Origin of the sequence: Mycobacterium sp. VKM Ac-1816D (genome assembly GCF_000416385.1) — a bacterium.
GTDB classification, from domain to species: domain Bacteria; phylum Actinomycetota; class Actinomycetes; order Mycobacteriales; family Mycobacteriaceae; genus Mycobacterium; species Mycobacterium neoaurum_A.
Genome location: NZ_AOHQ01000141.1, coordinates 19,502 through 38,417, shown reverse-complemented (window position 1 = coordinate 38,417; position 18,916 = coordinate 19,502). Strand labels below are relative to the sequence as shown.

Below are 18,916 nucleotides of genomic sequence, written 5' to 3'. Positions count from 1 at the left end.
ACCTAGGATCTAGCTCATGCGGCACCCGAGACGACATCGACGCGGCGGCGCTGCCTGGTCTGTGGTCGGCAACGAACCGGCGCTGCCTGCCGGTGGGTCGTCTACGCCGCAGCAGCTCACAGCGTAGGAAAGCGACGTTGATGCCCAAGAAGGTCACCGGCGGCACCGCGCCACGACGCACCCGTCACCGTAGCCAGGAACGTGCCGATCGAACGCGTGAACTCGTCATCGAAGAGACAATCCGATGTATCCGAGAGGAAGGGTTCGCCGCAGCCAGCACTCGGCACATCATCGAGCGGATGGGTTTGAGCACCGGTGTCATCCAGTACCACTTCGGTGACCGTGACGGGCTCCTCACCGCCGTCGTCGACCACGCCATCACCTCCCTGGTGACCGCCGTGAACGAGCTTGCCGACGAGGTGGACGGCATCACTGATACCGAAGCCCGGATGACGGCGCTCGCCGATGCAGCGTGGCGAACCTTCCTCAATCCCGCCAGCATGACCGCCATGGAGATCCTGATCGCCACCCGGTCGCTGCGGTCGACTCTCGGTGTCGAGCAGCTCGCGAAACTGCAGCCAGGACTGCAGAGGATCGCCGGTCTCATCGGCGCGCCGTCGTCCTACACCGATGCCATCGCCGATCTGCTGTGGGCCGCGCCGGTCGGGTTGATGGTCGGTCAGATGATCACCGACGTGCCGTTGCCGACCGAGCCGCAACGGCAAGCGATGGCAAAACTGATGACCGATCACCTCGCCGTCAGTTCGCGCGAGGCCGCGGCACGACCGCGCAAGAAGGCGCCCCGCGGCTGAGCGGTCCAGATGGGCAGGGGGGCGCCGGGGTCATGACCTGATCGCGCGTCGCGGGTGCAACCGCAATCCTCGCGTTCGGGGTGACGACGCGAAACTCAAACCTCTGGCGCCGGTTTTCACCACGTTTCGGCCTCCGCTCTTCGGGTAAGCGGCCCGTATGTCGAGTAATCGTGCTGCGATACTCCTGATCGCCGACCCGGGAGCCCCGGCAGCCATCGCTGAGCGGGTATCCGGCTCGCTTCCGGAGGTGCTGCCCGACGCACCTTCGGGTTGCGGTAGATGGCAGGTCTCGGTGCGCCGACAGGCTATTTCGGTAGACGAGGACACCGCAATGGCAGACATCATCAAAGCTGTGGCACCGGATGACGAGGCAGAAGACATAGTTGTCTATGTCACCGATCTACCGCGGCGGCAGGGTACGACGCCGGTGGTGGCTGACATCAGTACGCGCGATCGGTTTGCCGTGATCTCGGTGCCGGCATTGGGGGCGGTATCGATCGAACACCGGCTCAAAGCCGTCGTGCAATCGGTTTACTCCGAGATGACACACTCGGCGAAAGATCGAGAGGCACCCGTGCCGAGGGCAACTCGGATAGTGGACGGTGACGTCGTTCACTATGTTTCGTCGTCCGGGTTGCAACGCGTGCGATTACTCGCGGGCATGGTCTACGCGAATCGCCCATGGCGGCTGGTCACCGGGATGTCGAAGGTCATGATGGCAGCATTTGCCACCGGTGCCGTGAGTCTCGCCTATCCGACGATGTGGCAACTGTCGAGCACCATGGGGCCGTGGCGACTCAGTGCCGCAACAATTTGACCAGTGTTGCCATGGTCAGTTGGCTCATCGTCGAACACGGCTTGTGGGAGCGGCCAAAGGGGTCGGTGGCACGGGATCGTGCGGTGTTGTACAACGCTTCAACTGTCATCACCCTCGCCGTCGGTGTTGTCGTCTTCCATGCTGCGCTGTTCCTGCTTCTTCTGTTGACGGCGTGGTGGACATTGCCTCCGCAATTGGTCGCCCAGAGCATCGGTGGACCCGTCGGTCTGCCAGCGCTGCTGTTGATGGCGTGGTTGGTGGCTGCGGTCGCCACTCTGGGCGGGGCATTGGGGTCTGGAATGGAAGACGATGATGCCGTGAAGGCCGCGGCGTACGGTGCCCGCCAGCGCAAGAGATTCGAGGATCAGCGCGGAAAGGTCAGTCCGCACTCCGGATGAGCTGAGTCATCCATATTTCCGATGACGCCATGGTGGCTGATCTACCGGGCGACGTTTCCTATATCTCCGCCCCACCCAACGGGCAATCCACGATGGCCCGTTGGACGATCTCGCGCAGCGTCCCGGCGCTGGGTATGTCCAGCCAGTACTGGACCGCGGTATGGATGGCGGCGATGACGGTCGCGGCGGCCAGTCGTGGAGCCAGGTCGACGTCCGGGTCGGTGCCGGTCCGTTCGGCGATCTCGTCGGCGAGGACCCGCTCGACCTCGATATCGGACTTGCGTTCCTCGGCGAACAACGACGGTTCGGATCGGATGAGGCGAGCCCGGGCCATCCAGGCGCGGTCGGGTTCGTCGGAGAACAGCGCAGCCGCGGCTGCGCGCAGCGCCTGGGGAAGTGGTTCGTCGGCAGGGCGGGCACGCAATGCCGCGCGGAAGACGTCGGCGCGGATCGCTGCGACGCCGACGATCGCCGCTTCCTTGCTGGGGTAGTAGTTGTTGAACGTCCGCGGTGATACTCCGGCCGCGGACGCGATTTCTTCGATGCGAACTCCTGCGACGCCGTGCTCGACCGCGAGGTCGAGCGCCACCGCGCTGAGAAGGGCGCGCAGCTCGCGCTTCTTGCGCTCGCGCAGGCCCTGTCCTGGTGCAGGGGAGGCCGAATCTGAACCCACAGCTCGTGTCCCCCTCGTCAACTGATCGGTCGAGAACAGTAGTCGGGCAAGCTGCTCGGGTCGTGTGACGATCGTCGTCCCAGTATCCGAGGTATCGGACTGGACAGCATGATGTTTCGGGCAGCGATGCCGGATCGGGTCCGGGGAACCGTGATGTAGGTGAACAGGTGGCTCTGCTTGGCTGCCACCAGCGGGCGGTGGGCGGCCTCGTACCGGAGGAAGGCGTCCAGCGGTGAATCGCTGCGGCTCAGCTCGCCCGCGAGACGATAGGCTCCGGTGAGCGCCAGCAGTGCGCCGGCCCCCGACGCCGGTGATGCGCAATAGGCGGCATCGCCGACCAGCGCGATACGTCCGGTCGACCATGACGGCATCGAAATCTGGTCCAGTGCATCGAAGTAGAAGTCGTCGGCGGCTTCGGCGGCATCGAGAAGTGCCGGAACGTGCCATCCCGATTCGGCGAAGGCATCGCGGACCAGGTGGCGCTGAGCGGTGATATCGCGATAGTCATAGCTCAACGGAGTGGGGCTGTGGAAGGTGAAGGTCATCAATCCGTGTCCGGATCTATCGCAGTAGAGAGCCACCGATTTGCCGGGCTCGTTGTAGAACGTCGTCCAAAAGGGCTCGCCCACAGTGGAATCGACGCTCGCCACTGCATAGTAATGCTGCTTGAAAACGCGGAAGTCGTCCTCGGAACCGAACGCTGCGCGCCGGATTTTGGAGTGGATCCCGTCGGCGCCGATCACCGCGTCGAAATGCCGTCCAGGTGTGCGGGCGAACGTGACGTCCACTCCGGCGTCGTCCTGGTTCAACTTGGTGACGGTATCGCCGAAGATGTATTCGACGTCGGATTCGGTTGCGGCGTAGAGCAAGTGCGCGAGATCGCCGCGGGTGATCTCGATATCTTCGGAGCCGACCATGTTCTGGACTTCGGAGGTCGGGAAGCGGACGCGTTGCCGGTCGGATCGATCGACGAAGCGCATTCCGCGGTTCACCATGGCGCGATCCCTCACGTCGGCGGTGAGGCCCATGCGATCGATCACGGTCAGCGCCTCGGAGCGAATGTCGACTCCGTTACCGCCGCGCCGGAGTTCGGGTGACTGCTCGACGATGGTGACCTCGAAACCGGCACGGGTCAGCCAGAAGGCGGTCGCGGGACCGGCAATGCTGGCGCCGGCGATCAGGATGCGCGGTGTTGTCATGCCTCCATCCTGCCCAAAAGATGCGCAACGCGCAAAGTTGCGTGGTACGCAAAAGTGGGACCTCTTCGTCAGGTGAGCACCTGCACCAGGATGAAGACACCGACGATGGCGATCGCCGCTCCGGATCCCACCCGGAGTCGGCGTTGCGTGCGTGGATTGGTGACGCGCGTGAAGATGCGTGCCGCGGCGATGGCCAGCACGGTGAGGTAGAGGAAGGCCACTGCCGCGTCGATGGCACCCAACGCCAGGATCGAGCCGACCGTGAGGTTCGGCGCGTACTGCGGAGCCAGTAGCAGAAAAAACAGTCCGACCTTGGGATTGAGTAGACACGAAACCAGTCCCTTGGTGAATCCGGCTGTCCCGGCGCGCGTCCGACCGCCGGGATGATCGAGCAGTTCGTCGGTGTCGAACACCTCGCGAATGCCGAGATAGATCAGGTAGGCCCCGCCGGCGAAGTGCAGGACATCGACCAGACCGGGGTGGGCCGCCAGCAAGCGGGCCAATCCCACCGCGACGGCGCAGGCCCACAGCAACGAGCCCATCGCCGAGCCGGCCGCGACGAAGATGCCCTCGCGTGGCCGATTCAGGGCGAGCCGGAGCACCAGCAGGGAGTCCGGACCCGGTGAGATGGACAGCAATAGGCACAGCCCCGCGAAACTCAGCGCGGTCTCGATCGTCACGGGTCAGCTACCCGGTGCCACACCCGGTGCTTTCATGTGGACGCGGACAACTCGTCGGATCGCCACTTCGCCGCACTCGGTGTGCTGGGGCGCGACGTCGACGATGCCACTCATGGTTGCCTCTCCATCGGAGTTCTCCGTGGCCATAAGGGGTATCACGCTGCTGCGCGGCGGCGCACCCGATTTTCCGCTCGCCGGCACGGTGGTGGCCATCAACCTCATCGGCGATGGACCCGCTTGACAGTTTGTCTGGCACCAGACAGACTTGTCTGGTGCCAGACAATGACAACGATGGGCACCGAGACACGATCGGTGCCTGGACCAAACGCTGTTACCTGGCCGCCCGCGAGGCCATGGAAGACTCGCTCCGGCCGCACGGCCTCGGGGCGACGCAGTGGTACGTGCTGTACTTCCTGGTCGAAGATGGACCCATTCGACAGCGCGAGCTCCAGGACCGCCTTCAGGTCGAACGGGCCACCCTGAGTTCGGTGGTGGGCGCGCTGGTTCGCAAGGAACTGATCGAGCAGGTCCCTGCCGACGATGACATGCGGCAGAAGCTCTTGCGGATCACCCCGGCAGGACGCGCGCTGTGGAGAGATCTCCCGGACCTGACGCAGATTCACGCGTTGGCGTTCGACGGAATCGACGCCGACGACCTGGAGGTGGCCGTCCGGGTGCTCAGAACGGCCACCGCACGTCTCGAGCAGTACCGGAAGGAGAGACACACATGAAGATCGTGGTGACCGGTGCAACCGGGCTGGTGGGTTCCCGATTGGTCCCCAGGCTGCTCGAGCAAGGTCTGGACTGTCATGCGTTGGTGCGGCGCCCCGGGTCCGCCCCCGCCGGTGTCACCGAGGTGATCGGCGACCTGTTCGACGGTGACACGCTCGCCCGGGCGCTTGAGCAGGCCGATGCCGTGATCCACCTGGCCGCGATGTTCCGTTCGACCGATGAGGACCTGATCTGGCGGACGAACTTCGACGGCACTCGCAAGCTGGTCGAGGCCACCGGCAGAATCGCTCCCGAGGCCCGGTTCATCATGGCCAGTACGAGCCACGTGTACGGCACCGGTGGCGGGCGACCGGGCCGTGAAGATGACGCGGTCGCCGCCACCGCTGCCTATCCCGCCAGCAAGATCGCGGCCGAAAAGCTCTTACGTGCAGCCGGTTTGACGTGGACGATCCTGCGTTACGGATTCGTCTACGGAGACGGCGACGGCCACCTGGAGGCGCTGCCCGCCCTGGTGGCCGGTCGCAATATGCACCCGGCCGCACGGATGAGCATGGTCCACCACCGTGACATCGCCACCGTGACCGGGTTGGCCTTGACCGGAGCCCTGGACGGCCAGATCATCAACGTCGGCGACGAGGCCGCCATGTCCCTCTATGAACTGGTCCACCTGGCCGGAGGCGCCATGGATGCGACCGCGGGTCCGCTGCCGAACCCATGGCATCTGGTGATGGATGGATCGCGGGCGCGACGTCTCGGCTTCCGGCCGGCGGTGCGCACCGTTCACCAGGCCGTCGCTGACGGACTGCTGTGACCCGTGCCGGCCGGAAGCCGCGAACACGTCAGTCCCTGATCTCGCTGTCCTCGTACACGATTCGTCCGATCAGCTCGTAGCGTCGAGGATCGCGAAGTTTGAAGTAGGTGGCAAGCACCGCACCCAACACGAACAGGCCGACGACGATCCAGGGTGTCAACGTGAACAACAGCGTGCCGGATGCGGTTCCCGCGGCGGTGTCCTTGTGCTGCCACAGCAGGTACACCACGTAGAGCATGCCGATGCCACCGAGGCCGGGTGCGACCAGTGTCTTGAACCAGTGCTTGGACACCGGATGGTTCTTGCGGATGTGGAAGTAGCTGATCACCGAGAACGCACAGAGCGATTGGACGATCAGGATCGCCATCGTCCCGAGGATCGCCAACAGGGTGTACATGTGCACGTAGGGGTCCATGCCGGCGAAAAGGAAGGACAGGATGATCACCAGGGTGATGCCGCTCTGCACGAAGGACGCGATGTGAGGTGAGCCGTGAGTGGGGTGTGTCGCACCGATGGTCTTCTGCAGACGAGTCGACAGGCCCTCGCGTCCCAGCGCGTACAGATACCGCGAGGCGCAGTTGTGGAAGGCCATACCGCAGGCAAACGAACCCGACACCAGAAGCACGTTGAAGACCATGATCGCCCATTCGCCGTACGTACTGCGGACGGGCGCGAAAAAGATCTCCGAGGCGGTGTCGGCGTCCTGGGCGAGTTCAATCGCTCGATCGGGACCGGTGCCTGCGATCGCCATCCACGATACGAAGACGTAGAACGCGCCAACGCCGAGAACACTGATCATGGTGGCACGCGGGATGATCCGCTTGGGGTCGCGCGATTCCTCTCCGTACATGGCGGTCGATTCGAATCCGACCCATGACCAGAACGCGAAGAACAGGCCGAGTCCGGCACTGGCGCCGGCGATTCCGGCGGCAGGACTGAATGCGCCCAAGGGATTGAGGGTCTCGGCCACCGCGAAACCCTGCGGACCACCGCCGCGGAAAAGTACCGCGACAGCGCCCAGCGCCAGCATGACGATCTCTGTGACCAGGAAGACGCCGAGCACCTTCGCGGTCAGGTTCACGTCGAAGTAGGTCAAGATCGCGTTCGCTGTCAGCATGAGCAGTGCCGGGATGATCCAGTGCACGTGCACACCGAGCTGAGATAACAGCATGTTCTGCGCGAAGAACGAAAAGATGCCGATCAACGACGCTTCGAACACCACGTAGGCCATCGTGATGAGCCCGCCGCTGGCCATCCCGACCACCCGACCGAGGCCGTGGGAGATGTAGCCGTAGAACGCGCCGGTGGTGGTGATGTGTTTGGCCATCGTCGCGTAGCCGATGGCGAACAGACCGAGGACGACGGTGGCGACGATGTAGCCGGCGGGGGCGTGTGAACCATTTCCGGATCCCACGGCGATGGGCACGTTACCCACCATGGCGGTGATCGGCGCCGCGGTGGCGACAGCCATGAAGATCACGCCCACCGTGCCCACGGCATTGCGCTTGAGCCGCTGGACGTCTTGAACTGGTGTTTCTCCAGTAGGTCGAGAATTTATGGACATCGATAGCGCACCTTCCACGCTGAGGGTTGGGAGTCGGTGTGGCGCAGGCCACATGCGAACCAGTCGATATTGGCACTACCAATTCAGCTTGGCAATACCCAGAAAGAGACCATTGACTTAATTGGTCCACTCGTTTTAGGGTGGGCGGCGTCACAGCTTCCCCGTGGCAGTAGAGGAGTCGCATGTACGACTACGGCACGTTCTCGTTCGAATCCAAGGAACAGGTCCTGGAGCAGGCGACCGCCTTCTGGAATCCGGACAAGACGCGGTTCTGGACGGATTCCGGGGTCGATCTGGTGATCGACCGCCGGGAGGGCTACTTCCTGTGGGACATGGGCGGTCGTCGTCTGATCGATATGCACCTCAACGGCGGCACCTACAATCTCGGGCATCGTAACCCCGAAGTGATGCAGGCCCTTTCGGACGGCATGGCGCATTTCGACGTGGGAAACCACCACTTCCCGTCGGTCGCGAGGACCGCTCTCGCTCAGCGACTGGTGCAGACGGCGCCGGCGTCGATCAAGAAGGTGGCCTTCGGGTCGGGTGGTGGCGAAGCGATCGATATCGCGCTCAAGAGCGCACGCCATGGCACCCAACGGCGCAAGATCGTCTCGGTCATCAAGGCCTATCACGGTCATACCGGCCTGGCCGTGGCAACCGGTGATGACCGCTTCGCCAAGTTGTTCCTCGCCGATCGGCCCGACGAGTTCCTGCAGGTGCCCTTCGGTGACATCGACGCGATCGAACGAGCCCTTGCCCCAGGCGACGTGGCGGCGGTGATCATGGAGACCATCCCCGCGACATACGGATTCCCGCTTCCGCCAGTGGGTTACCTCGAAGCAGTGAAGGCCGCCACCGAAAGACACGGAACGCTGTACATCGCCGACGAGGTCCAGACCGGGCTGATGCGCACCGGCGAACTGTGGGCGATCACCAAGCACGGTATCGAACCAGACATCATCGTGACCGGAAAAGGATTGTCCGGCGGAATGTATCCGATCACCGCGGCCCTGCTCGGGGAACGGGCCGCGCAATGGCTGGATCAGGATGGCTTCGGGCACATTTCGACCTTCGGTGGCGCCGAACTCGGCTGTGTTGCCGCGATCAAGACCCTGGAGATCTGCACCCGGCCCGAGGTGCGTTCGATGGTCCACTACATCTCGGATCTTTTCGATCACGGACTGCGACGCATCCAGGCCGACTACCCCGACTGGCTGACCGGAATCCGCCAGAACGGTGTTGTCATCGGCTTGGAGTTCGACCATCCCGAAGGGGCCAAGTACGTCATGCGGGAACTCTATGAGAACGGGGTGTGGGCGATCTTCTCGACCCTGGATCCCCGTGTGCTGCAGTTCAAACCGGGACTTCTGCTGTCCCGCGAACTGTGCGAGGACGTCCTGGACCGCCTCGATGTCGCGGTGGGCCGGGCCAAGACAGCTGCCACCGGAAGAAGGGCATCATGAACACCGCACAGGCCGGCCACATGCTCGAACGTGCCCGCTGGGCTGCCGCGGCCTACGCCGGATACGACGCGGCCACGGTGTCGACGATTGTCAACGCGGTGGCCGAAGCGGGATACCGGGAGGCCGAACGATTCGCTGCCGATGCCGTGAAGGAAACCGGGATTGGGGTGGTGGCCGACAAGGTGATCAAGAACCGGGCCTGCTCCCGGGGCATCGTCGATCACTATCGCGGCCGGGACTTCGTCTCACCGCGCGTCGACACCGACCGCAAGATCGTCGAGTTGCCCCGCCCGGCCGGCGTGGTGCTGGCACTGACGCCCACGACGAATCCGGTTGCCACCGTCTACTTCAAGACAATTCTGGCGTTGATGACACGCAACGCCATCGTCATCGCCCCGCACCCGCGGGCCAAACGATGCTCGGCGGATGCCGCACTGATACTGGCCGCAGCGGCGGAGGCCGCCGGAGCGCCCGACGGCATCATCCAGGTCATCGATGAACCGACCATCCCGTTGGCCGAGGCATTGATGGCCGACGAACGTACCGATGTCATCGTGGCCACCGGTGGTTCGGCGGTGGTCCGCGCCGCGTACTCCTCCGGCAATCCTGCGCTCGGGGTAGGGCCCGGTAACGTTCCGGTGCTCGTCGACGCGAGCGCCGATATCACCGCGGCGGCTCGACGGATCGTGGACAGCAAGGCCTTCGACAATTCGGTGCTGTGTACCAATGAGTCCGTCCTCATCGCCGAGGCGGGCATCGCGGACAAGCTCCAATCGGCATTGTCGAGGGCGGGTGCCTACGTCCTCGACGAGGATGGCGCACGTCGCCTGCGTGCCTACATGTTTCCCGGTGGACACCTCAACACCGACGTGGTCGGGCGCGACGCCGCATGGATCGCCGGACAGGCCGGACTGCGGGTCACTCCGAAGACGCGGGTACTGGTTGCGCCGTTCGGCCAGGTGATCTCGGAGGAAGTGTTGGCCCACGAGAAGTTGTCCCCGGTACTCGGAATGACCACTGTCGCCGATGCGAATCGCGGTATCCGGGCGGCGCGTGCGGTGGTGCGGATCGCCGGTGCCGGCCATTCGGCTGCCATCCACAGCGAGAACCCGGCGGTGATAACCGAATTCGCCACGCAGGTACCGGTCCTGCGAGTGTCGGTCAACGTGGGCAACTCCACCGGGAGCTCGGGCTTGGAGACCAACCTGGCACCGTCGATGACCATCGGTACCGGTTTCGTGGGTCGCAGCTCCATCGGGGAGAACCTGCAACCGGACAATCTGGTCAACTGGACACGGATCGCCTACAACTCCGACGCGGCCGTCCGCATGGCCGATTTCGGCGGTATCCAGCCGTGGCGTGCGCCGAGCGGCAGTGTTCCTGCCTACCCGCGAGCCTCCAACGATCGCGGCGATGGTGCCCCACCGGTGCCGGCAAGGCGCATGCCGCAGCCCCGTTCGTCCGATCCGAATCTCGATGTCCTGCGCGCTGAGCTGCGCGCGCTGGTCGTCGAGGAACTCGCTCAACTGATCAAGAGGTGACCTTGTGGCCGAACTACGTTCCTTCATCTTCATCGACCGGCTCCAACCCCAGACGATGTCCTATCTCGGGACCTGGATCAAGGGTGCACTGCCCCGGGCTGATCAGGCCGCCCAGATCATCGAGGTCGCTCCCGGCCTCGATATCGAAGGTGTCACCGATGTCGCGCTCAAGCACGCCGAGGTCAAGGCCGGAATCCTCGTGGTGGAGCGGCAGTTCGGCTACCTGGAGTTCCACGGTGAGACCGGTGCGGTGAAGGCCGCGGCAGATGCCGCGCTGGACTCCCTCGGCGGTGACGGTGGGGCGGCCGTGCGCCCGACGATCCTGGCGTCCCGCATCATCTCCAGCATCGATCACCAGCACGCATTCCTGATCAATCGCAACAAGATCGGCTCCATGGTGCTGGCCGGAGAGTCGCTGTTCGTCCTGGAGGTGCAGCCGGCCTCCTATGCGATCCTGGCCACCAACGAGGCAGAGAAGGCTGCCGACATCAAGGTCGTCGACTTCCGGATGATCGGCGCCACCGGCCGGGTGTATCTGGCCGGCGCCGAAGCCGATGTCCGCCAGGCCGCCGACGCGGCCCGACATGCCTTGGCGCAGCCATGAGTGTCGACCGTGATGAATTGCGCGCCATGGTTCGGGAGGTGGTGCGCGACGCCGTTGCAAGCCTGAAGACACCGGAACCGGGTCCGCCCGCACCGACCGCGGTGGCCCCCGCGCCACCGGCTTCGGTGGCCGAAGCGATGGGTGTGGAACCCACCGGCCCGCGTGCGTCCGACGGTAAGATCCGCACCGAGACGGTGCGGCTGTCCGACGAGGTGGAACTTGACGGCTTCGTGCGAAAGCTGCTGCGGTTGTTCGAGAATCCGAAGAATCGCGCGGACCTCAAGGCCGGCCGGCTCCGCTTCCGGCTCGCGTCGAAGGCAACCGGTTCGGCATCGGTCGGCCCGGTGCACCGCGTGGACAGCGGAGCGGTCACCGAACGCTATCTGGCGGATCTGGCAGGCGGGACGCTGCTCCTCGGCCGCCGCGCGGTGCTGACACCGCTGGCCAGGGAGAAGGCGCGCAGCCTGGGCATCACCATCACCAAGGAGCGGACATGATTACAGCAACTGTCACCGGCAATGTCTGGTCGACACGGCACGTGGAGGGCATTCCGCCGGGCGCCTTCCTGGAGGTGCAGATCGACGGCACGGAATCCCGGTTGGTCGCCTTCGACGTCCTGGGTACCGGCGTCGGAGAGCGTGTGCTCATCGCGCAGGGATCAGTGGCCTCGGGGTGGTTCACCGGCCCACCACCACCGGTCGATGCGCTCGTCATCGGTTCCATAGACGCAACACCCAACAAATAAGGAGAAGTCATGTCCAGCAACGCAATCGGTCTCATCGAAACCAAGGGATACGTCGCCGCACTGGCAGCTGCCGACGCGATGGTCAAGGCGGCCAACGTCACCATCACCGACCGCAAGGAGGTCGGTGACGGGCTGGTGGCGGTGATCGTGACCGGTGAGGTCGGAGCCGTGAAGGCAGCCACCGAGGCCGGCGCCGAAACCGCATCGCAGGTCGGTGAACTGGTGAGCGTCCACGTCATACCGCGTCCGCACAATGAATTGGGCGCCCACTTCGCGGTGTCCAGCAAGTAGCCATGTCGGGCTCCATCCACACCCAGATACGGGTCTACCTCCTGGTCGAGGATCTGCAACGGCAGTTCGCGGCGTATCTTGGGACTCCGACCCGGGCGCGCGGCTATCCGCCGTACGCGGGTGAACACGCCCTCATCGTGGAGGTGTCGCCGGCGCTCGCGATCGAGCGGGTGATCGACCTGGCACTGCGGGAGGTGCCCGGTATTTCTCCGGGAATCCTCTACGTGGAGCGCCAATTCGGCGTGCTCGAGATCCACTCGGCCGACCTGGAAGAGGTACGTCGGGCAGGTGCGGCAATCCTGGCGGGTACCGGGAACAAGGCCGAGGATCAGTTGCGGCCTCGGGTGCTCTATCACGACATCATCGCCGACATCACCGATCAGCACGCTGTCATCCTGAACCGCAATCGGCAGGCGTCGATGATCCTGCCGGGTGAGTCGTTGCTGGTTTATGAGATGACGCCGGCGTTGTTCGCCGCTGTCGCTGCGAACGAGGCCGAGCGAGCGGCACCGGGATTGACGATCGTCGATGTCCAGATGATCGGTGCGGCCGGGCGGCTGTACATCGGCGGCAGCGACGAAGACGTCACCGTCGCCAGGGATCGGATCACCGAGGTGTTGGCCGGCATCGAAGGTCGGGAGCACTGATGACGACGAAGATGGAAAGGAGGCGATATTCGTGGCAGCGGTGATCACCGACGATGTTGATCTCGCCAGACGTGCGCTCGGCCATTACGAGGTCTCGGCCGGTGCCGACCTGCGGCTGCTCAATCTCTCGGAGAACGCCACGTATCTGGTGACCGATCGTGGCGAACAGTCCATCCTGCGGGTACACCGACAGAACTATCATCGGGCCCACGAGATCGAATCGGAGCTCGACTGGCTCTCAGCGTTGAGTGCCGACAGCGATGTGACGGTTCCTCGCGTCCTGCCTGCCCTCGACGGTCGGCGGGTGGTCACGGTCGACGGGGCCGGCGCGGATCGGCACGTCGTCCGATTCGAGATGGTCGCCGGTGCCGAACCCGATGAAACAGCATTGACCAACCACGACTTTCAGTCGCTGGGCCGGATCACCGCCGCGCTGCACGATCATGCTCAACGCTGGCAACGGCCCGCAGGCTTCCAGCGCTTCTCCTGGGACTGGGAGCACAGTCTGGGCGACCGCGGCCGCTGGGGACGTTGGCAGGATGTCGCAGGCGTGGGGGAGGGCGAACGGCACCTCCTCGGCCGCGCGGAGCAGCTGCTGAAGGACAGGCTGCATGCCTATGGCACCGACCCGAATCGCTTCGGGCTGGTGCATGCCGACCTGCGGCTGGCGAACCTGTTGGTCGACCCGGCAACCGAACGGACCACGGTCATCGACTTCGACGACTGCGGATTCGGGTGGTATCTCTACGATTTTGGTACAGCGGTGTCCTTCATCGAGGACGACCCGGCCTTGCCCCAGTGGCAGGAATCCTGGGTAGCCGGCTACCGGAGCCGCCGTGAACTGGCGGCCGCAGACGAGAACATGCTGGCCTCGTTCGTGTTCCTGCGACGGCTGCTGCTCGTTGCATGGATGGGCTCGCACAGCCATTCCAAGGAATCCGCGACCAAGGCCATCAGCTACGTCGAAGGTAGCTGCGGATTGGCCGAACGTTATCTCTCGTCCAACGGGCATAATCTCTGACACACAGTGAGGACAACGATGTTTCATTCACTAGCCGGTCGCACCGCGATCGTGACCGGTGGTAGTAGAGGAATCGGCCGCGGAATCGCCGAGGTCTTCGCCGCCGCAGGTGTCAACGTCATCATCACCGGGCGCAATCAGGAGGATCTGGATCGCGCGGTGGCGGCATCAGCCGGTGCTGCCGGCGCGATCAGCGCGGTACGCGCCGATGTCGCGGATCCAGAGCAGGCGCAGCGGGTGGTCGAAGCCGCCATCGAACGTCACGGTGGTCTCGACATCGTCTGTGCGAACGCCGGCATCTTCCCGTCCGGCCGGCTCGAGGAACTGACCCCCGACGATATCGACCAGGTGCTCGCGGTCAACTTCAAGGGCACGGTGTTCATGGTCCAGGCCGCGCTGGGCGCCCTGACCACCAGCGGCCATGGGCGGGTCATCGTGACCTCGTCCATCACCGGTCCTGTCACCGGCTACCCGGGATGGTCGCACTACGGCGCCAGCAAGGCTGCCCAACTGGGCTTTCTGCGCACTGCGGCAATCGAACTCGCACCCCGCAAGATCACCATCAATGCGGTCCTGCCTGGGAACATCACCACCGAGGGTCTGGCGGACATGGGCGGAGATTACATCGATCAGATGACCTCGGCCGTGCCCATCGGCAGGTTGGGCTCGGTCGCCGATATCGGGAATGCGGCACTGTTCTTCGCCACCGATGAGGCGGCATTCGTCACCGGGCAGTCGCTGGTCGTGGATGGCGGTCAGATCCTGCCGGAGTCGCACATGGCCATCGCGGAAATGACCGCGCCCGCGTCCGGTTAGAATTGGATGTACCAATCACGCGGATGCAGGGGGAGCGGTGGCGAGTCACAGCGAGCAGTTGCGCCGCCGCATCGTCGCGGATGTGAACGCCGGAGATCCTGGAGCCAAGCTGGGCAGCGAACGCGAGCTGGCTGAGCGGTACGGCACCAGCCGGACCAGTCTGCGGCAGGTGTTGGCCGCACTGGAGGAGGCTGGGCTGGTGCACCGAGTCATCGGGCGTGCCGGTGGAATATTCATCAGCCACGGCCAGGTCGAGCGCAACCTCTCCGACGTGGTGGGCGTGCCTGCCTTCCTGGCCAGCCAAGGCTATGTTGCCGGCTCGCGGGTGCTGTCGACCAAGATCGGCGTCGCCGACCAGACGACCCGGCAAGCACTGCAGATCGGTCCCGGCGATTACGTCGTCGATATCACCAGGGTGCGGCTGGCGGACGGTTCGCCGATCTCGCTGGAACACGCCCAGTTACCCGCGGACAGATTCCCGGGCCTGCTCGAACAGCAGCTCGGCGGCTCGCTCTATGAGCTCTTGGAGTCGCAGTACGGTCTGGTCAATGGCCGGGCGATGGAGCGTATCGAGGCTGTCAATGCCACCGATGAGGAGGCGAGCCTGCTGGGCATCGAACCGCAGAGCGCGCTCCTGCTCATCACCCGCGTGACACATGATCAGCACGGCACCCCGTACGAGTTCTCGCGAGATCTGTTCCGTGGGGATCGGACCGCGCTGGCCGTGACCGCGCAGGGCAGGGGCCTGACGGGAGCCAAGTCAGGACCAGCCACCATCACGCTACAAAGCCAGACGGGCTGATCTCTCGATCTCATAGGCGTTGTACGTCAACGGTTCTGTTCGAAAGGTGCTCGCGCTCAGGGCGGCGGTGCAGAGCCGTCGCCTTCGGCTCGTCGGCTGCGCACCAGCTTCAACAGCATTCGGCGTAGTTCGGGGCCGTCGTCCCCGATCACGGCAACCAGTCCCGGATCCTTCTTCTCCCGCTCCACCAGCGTGGCGTACACCCGCCGGCCCGCCGCTGTGCTCGTGACCGTCTTGCGTCGCTCGTCTCGCGGATCGACCTGTCGGCTGACATAGCCGAGACGTTCCAGCCGTTCGACGGTGCGACTGGCCGTCTGGTCGGTGACCCGACAGGCGTGCGCGATCTCGCGTTGGGTCGCGGGTCCGGTCGCGACCACGTGCAGCACGACCAATCCCGCACTGGACAGGTCATACTCGCCGAGGACGTGCTCCCAGGACTGTTCGACGAGCCGTGCCGCCATCGACAAGAGTCGACCGGTCGGCCAGCCGTCCAAGTCGTCCATCGATCTTCCTTCGTCGGGACTTGCAATTATTCAGCAGGCTGAACAATATGGTGGGTATCCGAGTCATTGTGTCAGCACCGCAATGGCGCCGAGAAGCGAGCAGAAATGGACGCAGATGACTTTTGATACCTCTACCGAAGGCCGGTCCCGACACATCCCGGCACTGATCGTCTCGCTGGTTTCGGTGGCTCTTGTCGCGGCGTTGGGCGGACTGGCGTCGGCGGACGCGGCAAGCGATTACGGTAATCTCGCCCAGCCGGACTGGGCTCCGCCGCCGAACCTCTTCGGCCCGGTGTGGACCGTGCTGTACGTGTTGATGGGAGTCGCGGCCTGGCTGGTCTGGCGGGAGACTCCGCGGTGGACCAGCCCTGCCATCATCATCTATGCCGTCCAGCTCGTCCTGAATCTGCTGTGGTCACCGCTGTTCTTCGGTGTCGGTTGGCGCGGAGTGGCGCTCGTCGACATCCTGCTTCTCGACGTGGCCGTCGCAGCAACCATCGCCTTGTTCTGGAAGATCAATCGGGTTGCCGCGGTGATGCTGGTCCCCTACCTCGGATGGGTGCTGTTCGCGACGGCGCTGAACTACTCGATATGGTCGCTCAACAGCTGATCAGCTCTGCGCCTGCCAGGCGCGGGCCGCGACGAGCTCGGGTACCAATGTCTCGGTGAGTAGTCGGACATCGTCGACGCCATCGCCGGGGTAGCGCACGCAGGTGGTCGCGGTGGGTACCGTACCGCCCACCGCAACCACGGTGGTCTGGCGCGGACCCGTCCACTCGGCCAGCTGGGCCTCCCATGCCGACCCGGCGAAGACCAGCATCCGCATATCGGTGTTCTTGGTGCGGTACACGTCGACGTGGCTCCAATCGCCGGTCTCACAGCCGATGGCCGACCGCCGCGGACCCTCGCGGAACATCAGTGCACCCTGCTGGGCGGACGAGAGTCGGTGCGCCGGTGCGCAGAGATGTGTCTCGACCGGACCCAACAGGCACTCGGAAACTGTGGGAAGCCAGTCTGATTCACGGGTCAGCAGGTGGTCGCTGGCCTGGGCTGCCATCTCCACCGTGGCCGTCAGCTCATCGATGGGTGTTCCCGTCAGCTGGCACTCGAGCGCCAGCAGCAACACCACCGTGTGCTGGAAGCTTCGGCAGGCCACCCCGCCGAGCTCGGGCTCGGCCAGGAGTTCGACAGTGGCCGAGCAGCGTTCGGTGATGGCTGATCCGGCGGTGTTGGTCAGCGCCACCGTCGTGGCGGTGGAATCCAGGCGGTCGAGTGCGTCCAGTGTCTCCACCGACCCGCCTGAGGCGGAGGTCGCAACGACCAGGGTGCCCGGCCCCCAGTTCGGCAGCAGCTGGGATGATGCGATGTCGGAGACTGCGCATACGCCACGCGCACGCAATCGTGCCGCGGCGACACCGGCTGCGTACGCGGAGGACCCCATGCCGAGGAAGACGACACGCGATATGTCCTCCGTGATCACCGACGCCCACGGATTCCGCTGTGCCAGAGCCATGGCCAGTCCGGACAACACCTCCGGCTTGCGGGTGAGGTCGGCGGCGAAGGCATCAGGATTCATCGGCTCATCTCGTGCAGTAGGGCGGGTAGGGCGGCATCGGGAACATACATCCAGCGGGGCAGATGGCGACCGGCGTAGACGATCTCACGCAGTACCTGCTGTAACCGCAGGGCGATGAGTGCACCGTCGACATGCAGTTCGGCGTGCCCGTTGTCGGCGAGCCTGCTCAGGTAGGCGTCGTAGAGCGCAGTGCGTGCCGTCAGGTCCACTGGTCGCAACTGCTCGGGTGTGAATTCACCGCGGCGGGCCGCGACGATGCCGACATGTGCCAAAGACTGGATGATCCCGGCCAGGTCGACCGCCGCCGGTGCGGGTAGCACACGCTCGGCCGGGGGGAGAACGGGATTGCCGTCGAAGTCGTTGACCAGCAACGTGTTCGACGAACTGAGGATCTGGCCGACATGTAGATCCCCGTGGGCGTCCAATATCGGTACACCGGCGAGAGCGGCCAGGTCCTGCAGAGTTGTCGCGATGGCGTCGGCGTGTCGGGTGAGAAGGTCGGCCAGCTGGGGATCGGCCAGTCGGCGCGCGGCATCGAACGTCGTGAACGCATTGTCGCGCCAACGGCGGGCATCGGTGTCGGTCGCGATGGTGACTGTCGCGGCCAACGCGCAATGCATGTCGGCGATCACTTCCCCCAGTGACGCACAGGTGCGCAGCACGGCGGCGTGATCACCGGTTCGCGCCGCGTCCAGAAACAGGTCGACGGCCCACGTCCAGCCGTCGACTGCACCCGGCAGGTATCCGGTGATCGTCGCCACGAGGGTTTCCTGGTCGTCATCGGGCACCCAGGTGAGTACCGCCCACGGCGTGGGCATCGCGGTGAAACCGGAAGCGATCAGGTGGGTCAGGCGTCCGACCGCCGGGTGTGGCCCGCGCTCCAGGTGCGTTGCCCACTTCACCACCGCGGTATCGCCCACGATCACGGACTCGTTGGTCTGGTCGACCCCTACCGCTCGCTCTCCATTCGGCACCCGGCCGTTGGCCCATGACACCACTTCGAAACGGCCGGCCGAGGTGCGACCGGCAGTGCCGACGATGAGCTCGAGCAGGGCTTCTGCCGCACCGTCACCCGGGCTGGCACGACGGATCCCGCCGTCGCGGACCACCGGAACAGCTGAGAACTCACCGTCGCTGCTGATGATCGCGAGCGCATGCCGATCCCCCAGTGGCAGCAGATCGAGCGGGGCGGTGAGCGGATCGTCGGTATCCGAGATCACG

Annotated in this window: 24 protein-coding genes; 17 read left to right on the top strand and 7 right to left on the bottom strand. The window is 64.8% G+C overall.

Annotated elements, in window-relative coordinates; translation table 11 throughout:
- Positions 1-140 precede the first annotated feature (140 nt).
- The 3 genes from G154_RS20600 to G154_RS27415 all read left to right on the top strand — a co-directional run bounded on the left by G154_RS20600 (position 141) and on the right by G154_RS27415 (position 2,027).
- Entirely contained in the window at positions 141-812 is a 672-nt protein-coding gene (locus G154_RS20600) for a TetR/AcrR family transcriptional regulator (RefSeq protein WP_019511683.1), read from the top strand.
- A gap of 331 nt (positions 813-1,143) precedes the next feature.
- On the top strand, positions 1,144-1,629 hold the full coding sequence (locus G154_RS27420) for a hypothetical protein (protein WP_312035616.1): 486 nt from the start codon (positions 1,144-1,146) through the stop codon (positions 1,627-1,629).
- Positions 1,602-2,027 carry a hypothetical protein gene (locus tag G154_RS27415; RefSeq protein ID WP_312035617.1) on the top strand — a complete coding sequence of 142 codons (426 nt, stop codon included), beginning with the start codon at positions 1,602-1,604 and terminating at the stop codon, positions 2,025-2,027. The genes G154_RS27420 and G154_RS27415 overlap by 28 nt, the downstream gene beginning before the upstream one ends.
- 58 nt (positions 2,028-2,085) lie before the next feature.
- On the opposite strand, the gene G154_RS26845 is transcribed toward G154_RS27415, so the two are convergent.
- The 3 genes from G154_RS26845 to G154_RS20580 all read right to left on the bottom strand — a co-directional run bounded on the left by G154_RS26845 (position 2,086) and on the right by G154_RS20580 (position 4,579).
- Positions 2,086-2,700, bottom strand: a complete 615-nt coding sequence (locus G154_RS26845) for a TetR/AcrR family transcriptional regulator (protein ID WP_019511682.1) — start codon at positions 2,698-2,700, stop codon at positions 2,086-2,088.
- 17 nt (positions 2,701-2,717) lie between these two features.
- Complete coding sequence (locus G154_RS20585; protein WP_019511681.1) at positions 2,718-3,899, bottom strand: FAD-dependent monooxygenase; 1,182 nt, start codon at positions 3,897-3,899, stop codon at positions 2,718-2,720.
- A 68-nt stretch (positions 3,900-3,967) separates the two neighbouring features.
- The gene (locus tag G154_RS20580) at positions 3,968-4,579 is read right to left on the bottom strand and encodes a LysE family translocator (protein ID WP_019511680.1); all 612 of its coding nucleotides are present in this window, start codon (positions 4,577-4,579) and stop codon (positions 3,968-3,970) included.
- A 112-nt stretch (positions 4,580-4,691) separates the two neighbouring features.
- On the opposite strand from G154_RS20580, the gene G154_RS27320 reads away from it, so the two are divergent.
- From G154_RS27320 to G154_RS20570, 3 genes are read left to right on the top strand one after another with little or no spacing between them, the layout of a single operon-like run.
- Positions 4,692-4,820, top strand: a complete 129-nt coding sequence (locus tag G154_RS27320) for a hypothetical protein (RefSeq protein ID WP_019511679.1) — start codon at positions 4,692-4,694, stop codon at positions 4,818-4,820.
- Between the two features lie 31 nt (positions 4,821-4,851).
- A complete protein-coding gene (locus tag G154_RS20575; RefSeq protein ID WP_019511678.1) occupies positions 4,852-5,310 on the top strand; it encodes a MarR family winged helix-turn-helix transcriptional regulator in 459 nt (152 codons plus the stop codon).
- Positions 5,307-6,122 carry an NAD(P)-dependent oxidoreductase gene (locus G154_RS20570; protein WP_019511677.1) on the top strand — a complete coding sequence of 272 codons (816 nt, stop codon included), beginning with the start codon at positions 5,307-5,309 and terminating at the stop codon, positions 6,120-6,122. The genes G154_RS20575 and G154_RS20570 overlap by 4 nt, the downstream gene beginning before the upstream one ends.
- Before the next feature lie 28 nt (positions 6,123-6,150).
- On the opposite strand, the gene G154_RS20565 is transcribed toward G154_RS20570, so the two are convergent.
- On the bottom strand, positions 6,151-7,686 hold the full coding sequence (locus G154_RS20565; RefSeq protein ID WP_023985167.1) for an APC family permease: 1,536 nt from the start codon (positions 7,684-7,686) through the stop codon (positions 6,151-6,153).
- 182 nt (positions 7,687-7,868) lie between these two features.
- On the opposite strand from G154_RS20565, the gene G154_RS20560 reads away from it, so the two are divergent.
- From G154_RS20560 to G154_RS20515, 10 genes are read left to right on the top strand one after another with little or no spacing between them, the layout of a single operon-like run.
- Positions 7,869-9,149 carry an aspartate aminotransferase family protein gene (locus G154_RS20560; protein ID WP_019511675.1) on the top strand — a complete coding sequence of 427 codons (1,281 nt, stop codon included), beginning with the start codon at positions 7,869-7,871 and terminating at the stop codon, positions 9,147-9,149.
- Positions 9,146-10,690 (top strand): aldehyde dehydrogenase family protein, encoded by a 1,545-nt coding sequence (locus tag G154_RS20555; protein ID WP_019511674.1) that lies wholly within the window; start codon positions 9,146-9,148, stop codon positions 10,688-10,690. Before G154_RS20560 ends, G154_RS20555 begins: the two co-directional genes overlap by 4 nt.
- Before the next feature lie 4 nt (positions 10,691-10,694).
- Complete coding sequence (locus G154_RS20550) at positions 10,695-11,294, top strand: BMC domain-containing protein (protein ID WP_019511673.1); 600 nt, start codon at positions 10,695-10,697, stop codon at positions 11,292-11,294.
- Positions 11,291-11,791 (top strand): hypothetical protein, encoded by a 501-nt coding sequence (locus G154_RS20545; protein WP_019511672.1) that lies wholly within the window; start codon positions 11,291-11,293, stop codon positions 11,789-11,791. The genes G154_RS20550 and G154_RS20545 overlap by 4 nt, the downstream gene beginning before the upstream one ends.
- Positions 11,788-12,039 (top strand): EutN/CcmL family microcompartment protein, encoded by a 252-nt coding sequence (locus tag G154_RS20540; RefSeq protein ID WP_023985169.1) that lies wholly within the window; start codon positions 11,788-11,790, stop codon positions 12,037-12,039. The genes G154_RS20545 and G154_RS20540 overlap by 4 nt, the downstream gene beginning before the upstream one ends.
- A gap of 9 nt (positions 12,040-12,048) precedes the next feature.
- Positions 12,049-12,330 (top strand): BMC domain-containing protein, encoded by a 282-nt coding sequence (locus tag G154_RS20535; RefSeq protein WP_019511670.1) that lies wholly within the window; start codon positions 12,049-12,051, stop codon positions 12,328-12,330.
- 2 nt (positions 12,331-12,332) lie between these two features.
- Complete coding sequence (locus G154_RS20530; protein WP_019511669.1) at positions 12,333-12,977, top strand: microcompartment protein; 645 nt, start codon at positions 12,333-12,335, stop codon at positions 12,975-12,977.
- Between the two features lie 31 nt (positions 12,978-13,008).
- Positions 13,009-13,998: a phosphotransferase enzyme family protein gene (locus G154_RS20525; protein ID WP_019511668.1), complete on the top strand. Its 990-nt coding sequence runs from the start codon at positions 13,009-13,011 to the stop codon at positions 13,996-13,998.
- Positions 13,999-14,016: 18 nt separating this feature from the next.
- Positions 14,017-14,814, top strand: a complete 798-nt coding sequence (fabG, locus tag G154_RS20520) for a 3-oxoacyl-ACP reductase FabG (protein ID WP_019511667.1) — start codon at positions 14,017-14,019, stop codon at positions 14,812-14,814.
- Positions 14,815-14,851: 37 nt separating this feature from the next.
- On the top strand, positions 14,852-15,616 hold the full coding sequence (locus tag G154_RS20515) for a GntR family transcriptional regulator (protein ID WP_019511666.1): 765 nt from the start codon (positions 14,852-14,854) through the stop codon (positions 15,614-15,616).
- A gap of 56 nt (positions 15,617-15,672) precedes the next feature.
- On the opposite strand, the gene G154_RS20510 is transcribed toward G154_RS20515, so the two are convergent.
- Positions 15,673-16,119 (bottom strand): MarR family winged helix-turn-helix transcriptional regulator, encoded by a 447-nt coding sequence (locus tag G154_RS20510; RefSeq protein ID WP_019511665.1) that lies wholly within the window; start codon positions 16,117-16,119, stop codon positions 15,673-15,675.
- Positions 16,120-16,234: 115 nt separating this feature from the next.
- On the opposite strand from G154_RS20510, the gene G154_RS20505 reads away from it, so the two are divergent.
- Positions 16,235-16,729 carry a TspO/MBR family protein gene (locus tag G154_RS20505; RefSeq protein ID WP_023985170.1) on the top strand — a complete coding sequence of 165 codons (495 nt, stop codon included), beginning with the start codon at positions 16,235-16,237 and terminating at the stop codon, positions 16,727-16,729.
- On the opposite strand, the gene G154_RS20500 is transcribed toward G154_RS20505, so the two are convergent.
- Positions 16,730-17,695 (bottom strand): SIS domain-containing protein, encoded by a 966-nt coding sequence (locus G154_RS20500; protein WP_019511663.1) that lies wholly within the window; start codon positions 17,693-17,695, stop codon positions 16,730-16,732.
- Positions 17,692-18,915, bottom strand: coding sequence for a glucosamine kinase (locus tag G154_RS20495; protein WP_019511662.1), 1,224 nt, complete (start codon positions 18,913-18,915; stop codon positions 17,692-17,694). The genes G154_RS20500 and G154_RS20495 overlap by 4 nt, the downstream gene beginning before the upstream one ends.
- Position 18,916: the final 1 nt, after the last annotated feature.